Origin of the sequence: Moraxella sp. (assembly GCF_024227015.1) — a bacterium.
In the GTDB taxonomy this organism is placed as follows: Bacteria; Pseudomonadota; Gammaproteobacteria; order Pseudomonadales; family Moraxellaceae; genus Moraxella.
Genome location: NZ_JAAELD010000307.1, coordinates 1 through 7,495, shown reverse-complemented (window position 1 = coordinate 7,495; position 7,495 = coordinate 1). Strand labels below are relative to the sequence as shown.

Genomic DNA, 7,495 nt, shown 5'->3' with positions numbered 1-7,495 from the left:
GAAGGCGAGAGCATTCCGTCTGCCACGCAAATTTATCCAAATGCCAACTGGTATGAGCGTGAAGTGTGGGATATGTTTGGCGTGGTGTTTGACGGACATCCGCACCTGACTCGGATTTTACTGCCAAAATACTGGGAAGGACACCCACTGCGTAAAGAATATCACGCTCGGGCGACTGAGTTTACGCCGTATTTTTTGAACACCGCCAAACAGCAGTTTGAACAAGAAAACTTACGCTTTGTCCCCGAAGAGTGGGGCATGAAACGCTCGGGGCGTGATGAAGATTTTATGTTCCTAAACATTGGTCCCAACCACCCGTCCGCACACGGGGCGTTTCGTCTGGTGTTACAGCTGGACGGCGAAGAGATTGTGGACTGTATCCCTGATATTGGCTATCATCATCGTGGGGCGGAGAAAATGGCAGAACGCCAAACGTGGCATTCGTTCATTCCCTATACCGACCGCATTGACTATCTGGGCGGTGTGATGAATGAGTTGCCGTATATTATGGCGGTTGAGAAATTGGCTGACATTACCACGCCTGACCGTGCCAACGTCATTCGCATTATGATGAGTGAGTTTTTTAGGATTACCAATAACTTGCTTTATTGGGGGACGTTTATCCAGGACGCTGGCGGTATGACCCCTGTGTTTTATATGTTTGCCGACCGTCAAAAGGCGTATGATGTCATTGAAGCGGTAACGGGCTATCGTATGCACCCTGCGTGGTTTAGGATTGGCGGTACGGCTCACGATTTGCCAAATGGTTGGGAGCGTTTGGTGCGTGAGTTTTTGGATTGGATGCCAAAACGTCTTGATGAATACTACAAAGCAACGATGACCAACACCGTGCTAAAAGGACGTACGCAAAATGTCGCCCAATACAATGCCAAACAAGCCCTAGCGTGGGGCGTAACGGGGGCAGGACTTCGTGCCACGGGCATTGATTTTGATTTGCGTAAGGCTCGTCCGTATTTGGGCTATGAGAATTTTGACTTTGAAATTCCTGTGTTTTATAACGGCGATGCCTATGATAGATGTTTGGTAAAAATTGAAGAGATTCGCCAATCACTGCGTATCATTGAGCAATGCCTAAATAATATGCCAAGTGGAGCGTATAAAGCCGAACACCCGCTTGCCGTGCCACCGCCAAAAGACCGCACCTTACAAGACATTGAAACGCTCATCAACCACTTTGTGTCGGTGTCGTGGGGGCCTGTCATGCCATCAGGGGAGAGTGCCTGTATGGTAGAAGGCGTAAAAGGGCTAAACAGCTATTATGTAACGAGCGACAATTCAACGATGAGCTATCGCACTCGCATTCGTACGCCAACCTTTGCTCATTTGCAACAAATGCCGAGTGTGATTAACGGCTCTTTGGTGTCGGATGCGATTATTTATTTGGCAAGTATTGATATTGTGATGGCGGATTGTGATAGGTAAGAGTTAGGCGAAGGGATCGCCACCGCCCAAGGGATTGGGCTGGAAAATTCAGCCCAATTTATAAAATTTAATTTGTTGTTTTTGGTAAAGGTTATTAAATTGATAAAACTTACAAAGCCTAACTTTTATCAATTTAATAAATAAAACCAAAACCGCAAGCTGACGCTAGCACAGGTAACTTTATGAAAATAGTAACCGACAAAACCCCCAAAGTGGACATTCACGCCATTTTAACGCCCCAAGAAATTGACGGCATTCATCATCACATTCATCACTACCCACAACCAAGGGCGGCGGTGCTTGATGCCCTAAAACTCGTCCAAAAGCGTAATGGCTGGGTGGACGATGCCCAAGTCCACGCCATAGCCCATATGCTGTCTATGCCTGTGGCGGACGTAGAAGGTGTGGCGACATTTTTTAACCGAATTTATCGGATGCCAGTCGGTCGCCATGTGATTTTGATTTGTGATTCTATCGCTTGCTATCTGAACGGCTATGAGGCATTAGCGGACGCTTTTAAGCGTGAGCTTGGCATTGATTATGGACAAACCACAAAAGACGGTCGCTTTACCCTACTGCCCATTTGCTGTCTTGGCAACTGCGACAAGGGGGCGAGCGTGCTGATTGATGAGGATACTTATGGGCCGGTGTTGCCGTCTGAGGTCGGTCTATTGTTGGAGCAATACGCATGAATAAACCAAATGTTGCCGAGCAAATCCACGCTCGTAAAAACGGACTTGCCCCAAGCCAATTAAATCGCCAAAAAACGCCAATCTGGGGCGTAGGACTGGCGGACGGTCAAGCACCGACGTCGCTTACGCACCCCTTGACATGGCGACTGTATCATCATGATGCACTGCTGACATTGGCAGATTATGAAGCCCTAGACGGCTTTAAAGGACTAAAAAACGCCCTAGCCAAAGACCCTAAGGAAGTAGGCGAGATGATAAAAACTGCCAACGTGCGTGGGCGTGGCGGTGCAGGCTTTAACGCAGGGCTAAAATGGACGTTTATGACCCCGCCTGACGGTGGCGTACGCTACTTGATTTGTAATGCCGATGAAATGGAACCGGGGACGTTTAAAGACCGTCTGCTTATGGAGCGGATTCCGTTTCAGCTTATTGAGGGTATGCTCATTACCGCTTATGCCATTGGGGCGAGCGTGGGCTATATCTTTATCCGTGGCGAATATGTCCTAGCCGCCGAACGCTTACAAAACGCCATTAACGAATGTATCGCCAATAATTTGCTAGGCGAGGGTATTTTGGGGACGGGGTTTAACTTTGAATTGCACGTCCATACAGGGGCAGGGCGATATATCTGTGGCGAGGAGACGGCTCTTATCAACTGCTTGGAGGGTCGCCGTGCCAACCCACGCACCAAACCGCCATTTCCCCAAGTGTCAGGGGCGTGGGGTCGTCCAACGGTGGTTAATAACGTTGAGACCTTAAATAACATGCCTGCCATTTTGTTAAATGGGGTGGAGTGGTATTTATCCCTGCCAAACGCCAAAGGCAAATCCACTACCCCTGGCACTAAGATTATGGGGTGTAGCGGTCGTGTCAAGGACGCAGGACTCTGGGAAGTGCCATTTGGCTATACCGCTCGTGAGCTCATCGAGCTTGCTGGCGGTATGCAGGACGGCTTAACCTTAAAGGCGTGGCTACCTGGGGGAGCGAGTACCGACTTTTTGACGGCAAGCGATGAACACCTTGACCTTGTCATGGATTTTGACCCGATTATGAAGGCAGGAAGTCGCCTTGGGACGTGTCTGATGATGGTCGTGGACGAAACGCAAGACATGGTGAGCCTATCTAGAAACTTACAACAGTTTTTTCAAAGAGAATCGTGCGGTTGGTGTACGCCTTGCCGTGATGGCTTGCCGTGGGGCGTAAAAATCCTTGATGCGATGGAAAACGGACAAGGGCAAGCGGACGACATTGACAAGCTGTCCGAGCTGACACGAGATTTATGGCTTGGCAAGACCTTTTGTGCTCATGCCCCAGGGGCGATGGAGCCACTCATGAGCGCACTTAGATATTTCCGTCATGAATTTGAGGCAAAAGTAGGCAAATCAGAGCCACAAGACAACAAGGTGGGGGCATAACATGGCAATCCTTCATATAGACGGCAAAACCTATGACGTGGACGGCTCGGACAACCTATTGCAGGCGTGTCTGTCGCTTGGCATTGATGTGCCGTATTTTTGTTATCACCCTGCCTTAGGTTCGGTGGGGTCGTGCCGTCAATGTGCGGTCAAGCAGTACATGAGCGAGGAGGATTATCAGGCAGGGCGTGGCAGGCTTGTCATGAGCTGTATGATTGCCCCCACGCCAAAAAGCGATACTTGGATTTCGGTGGACGATGCTGAGGCAAAGGCATTTCGTAAAAGCATTGTGGAATATCTGATGACCAATCACCCCCACGATTGCCCAACCTGCGAAGAAGGCGGGCATTGTCATTTGCAAGACATGACGTACATGAGCGGACATAGAAAACGCCGTTACCGCTTTACCAAACGCACGCACCACAACCAAGACTTAGGGGCGTTTATCAATCATGAGATGAACCGCTGTATCGCTTGCTATCGCTGTGTGCGGTTTTATAAGGATTACGCAGGTGGCACCGATTTTGGGGTATATGCGTCAAACAACCGTGTTTATTTTGGGCGTGAAGAGAGCGGACAGTTAGAGAGCGAATTTAGCGGTAACTTGACCGAAGTTTGCCCAACGGGTGTCTTTACCGATAAAACGCATTCTGACCGCTACAACCGTAAATGGGATATGCAGTACGCCCCAAGCATTTGTCATGGGTGTTCAAGCGGGTGCAACATCTCGGCAGGCGAGCGTTATGGCGAGCTTAGACGTATTGAAAACCGCTATAATCATGACGTAAACGGCTATTTCTTGTGCGACCGTGGGCGTTTTGGCTATGGCTATGTCAATCGTGCCGACCGCCCAATTCAGCCCTTAGAAAATGTGAACGGACAATTTGTCAAAACCAGTGCAAGCCTTGCGGTCGATAGCGTGGCGGAGTTATTAAAAGACAAAAACGTCATCGGCATTGGTTCGGCTCGGGCAAGTTTGGAGAGTAATTTTGCCCTAAAAAAACTGGTCGGAAGCGATTATTACAGCACAGGCGAGCGAGCGGTTGTCAAAGACGTGGTGGACTTGGGCGTGGCGCTATTACGCCACAAAGATGTGCATAATGTGTCATTGGCGGAGATTGAGACGGCGGATAGTGTGTTGGTGCTTGGCGAGGATTTGACCCAAACGGCAAGCCGTGTTGCCTTGTCGGTACGTCAAGCGTCCAAAAACAAAGCCCGCCAAATGGCAACTGCCCTAAAAACCGAGCATTGGCTTGCCGAGCCTGTCAAGCGTATCGGGCAAGAGGCGTACAGCCCCATTTATGTGGCGAGCGTGGTGGATACCAAACTGTCCGACATCGCCAAAGTGTCTGCCGTTGCCACGCCAAACGACATCGCCAAATTGGGCTTTATGGTGGGCGACATCATCAAGGGCTATGCCGATACACTAGATGAGATTGGCAAAAGCGAGAATGCCATTTTTGCCAAAGAACAAGAGCCAAATCTTGTCATCGATGAGAACATGGCAATGGAGTTTTTGGCTCATCACATCGCTTATGATTTGATTATGGCGAACCGTCCGCTTGTCATCACAGGCATCAGCTTGTCATCAAAAGCAATCGTACAGGCGACAGGCTACATTGCCCAAACCTTGACCGCCAAACGTGCCAAAATCGCCCATGTGGAGCGTGAATTTGTGGAAGTGCAAAACGCCAAAATCCGTGATGAAGTGGCTCGTCAATTCATTGACCCTGACAAAGATGCCAAAACGGACGGCACGCACACCACAGAGCGAGACCCCAATGAGTTTGAAAAAGAACTCTCATCTCGCTTATTAAAAATAAATGCTCTATATGCCGACAAAACAGGCGTGTACGTTGCCATGCCAGAGGCGAACAGCGTGGGCGTAAACTTGCTTGGCGGACAAGCGATAGAGGAGATTTTGGCAAAAGAATTTGATGCGGTGGTGGTGCTAGAACATGACTTAGCCAACCTTGCCCCAAGCCAATTTGACAAATTGACCGAAAAAACGCTCATTGTGCTAGATCACCAGTCTTATGACTGGCACACCAAAGCCGACATGGTGCTATCTGGTGCGTCATTTGCCGAATCAGACGGTACGCTGGTGTCTGCCGAAGGGCGTGCAGGGCGGTTTTTTGCCAGTTTTGATAAAAAATACTATGAGCCAAACAGCGAGCTAAAAGACAGCTGGCGTTGGCTACACGCTGTGAATAATGCTTTATCTGGCAACAGTTTGACAAATAGCAATGATGAACCAACGTGGTATCATCTTGATGATGTCATTGATGAGCTTATCACCGATTATCCACACCTTGCCCAAATCAAAGACGTTGCCCCCGAGTCGGATTATCGCATTACAGGGCTAAAAGTCGCCCGTGAGCCACGCCGTTATTCAGGGCGGACGGTGTTACGCTCGCCCATTTCTATCCACGAACCCATGCAACCTAAGGACTTAGACAGTGGTTTGACGTTCTCCATGGAGGGTTATGTGGGCGATAAGACTGACCCAAGCCTTATCCCATTTGCGTGGAGTGCAGGCTGGAACTCGCCCCAAGCGTGGAATAAGCTCCAAGACAAAGTGGGCGGACGGCTAAAAGGCGGAGATGTGGGCATTCGTCTGTTTGATGACTTGCCAAAAGTGGAGACGGTATTTGACAAAGCCGAGCTTGACAGCATGATAAGCACGAGCATTTTTGACGGTCGTGCGGTCGTTGTGCCTGTACACAATCTATTTGCAAGCTCACGCATGGCAAGCCGTAGCCCTGTGGTGGCAAGCCAAATCAAACCTGCCACATGGACAATCAGCGATGATGATGCCAAGCGTTGGATTATCAAGGCAGGCGATAAGCTGACCCTTGCCCAGCATGGGATAGAGATTACCCTGCCTGTGGACGTGGTGGACTATGTGGCGGACGGCTGTATCGGCTATCCTGACGGGCTTGTGCCGTTTATGGTCGGTGTGCCGACAACCGTCAAAAAGGCAGAGACCGACACGCCTGTCTATGTGCCTGAATATCAAAAAAGTGTAGCAAATCTTGCTAATATCAAGCGTGAAAATATCTTTACGCCAAAAGCTGGGTTTAATAACGCACCGTTAGCAATGCAAGTGGGGGCATAAATGAGTATTCGTGTGATTCCTGATGTGCCGTCATGGCTTGGCGGTTTGTCGTTTGAGTGGTGGTCGCTGATTTTTATGACCGCCCAGACCTTGATTATCTTTTTGGGGCTTGTCATCACGGCAGCACTCATGATTGTCTATGAACGGCGTATGCTTGCCCTGTGGCAAGACCGCTATGGTCCAAATAGGGTCGGTTGGCAAGGGTCGCTACAACTGGTGGCGGATATGCTAAAAATCTTTTTTAAAGAAGACTGGACACCCAATTTTGCCGACAAACGCCTATTTACGCTCGCCCCTGCCATTGCCATGTTTACCGCTTTGGCAAGTTTTGCCATTATTCCGCTATCGCCCACGCTTGGGGCGGCGGATTGGAACATTGGCATTTTATTCTTTTTTGCCATGGCAGGGCTTGCTGTGTATGCCGTCATGTTTGGCGGTTGGGCAAGTGCCAATAAGTTCTCGCTGTTAGGTGGACTTCGTTCGGCCGCCCAGACCATTAGCTATGAAGTGTTTTTGGGCTTGTCACTCATGGGTGTGGTGGCGATGGCAGGCTCGTTTAATTTGCGTGAGATTGTTGAAGCTCAAACAACGGTGTGGAATGTCATTCCGCAGTTTTTGGGTTTCTTGACTTTTGTGGTGGCAGGCGTGGCGGTGACGCATAGGCACCCCTTTGACCAGCCCGAAGCCGAGCAAGAGCTTGCCGAGGGTTATCATGTGGAATACTCGGGCATGAAATTTGGTATGTTCTTTATTGGCGAGTATGTCAATGTGGTGGTGATTAGTGCCTTGATGACGTGCTTGTTTTTTGGGGGCTGGCTTGCACCATT

Annotated in this window: 5 protein-coding genes; all 5 read left to right on the top strand. The window is 49.6% G+C overall.

The genetic code is table 11. The annotated features are described in order from the left end of the window. Positions 1–1,443 (top strand): NADH-quinone oxidoreductase subunit C/D (gene nuoC / locus GY683_RS07030; RefSeq protein ID WP_297288059.1); only part of this gene is annotated, 1,443 nt, incomplete at its 5' end. Between the two features lie 182 nt (positions 1,444–1,625). Further along, positions 1,626–2,135, top strand: coding sequence for an NADH-quinone oxidoreductase subunit NuoE (gene nuoE / locus GY683_RS07025; protein ID WP_115005405.1), 510 nt, complete (start codon positions 1,626–1,628; stop codon positions 2,133–2,135). Then, positions 2,132–3,550 carry an NADH-quinone oxidoreductase subunit NuoF gene (nuoF, locus tag GY683_RS07020; protein WP_297288058.1) on the top strand — a complete coding sequence of 473 codons (1,419 nt, stop codon included), beginning with the start codon at positions 2,132–2,134 and terminating at the stop codon, positions 3,548–3,550. Before nuoE ends, nuoF begins: the two co-directional genes overlap by 4 nt. A gap of 1 nt (position 3,551) precedes the next feature. Continuing rightward, positions 3,552–6,668 (top strand): NADH-quinone oxidoreductase subunit NuoG, encoded by a 3,117-nt coding sequence (gene nuoG, locus GY683_RS07015; RefSeq protein WP_297288057.1) that lies wholly within the window; start codon positions 3,552–3,554, stop codon positions 6,666–6,668. Between the two features lie 75 nt (positions 6,669–6,743). Continuing rightward, a partial coding sequence (gene nuoH, locus GY683_RS07010; RefSeq protein WP_297288060.1) for an NADH-quinone oxidoreductase subunit NuoH occupies positions 6,744–7,495 on the top strand: 752 nt, incomplete at its 3' end.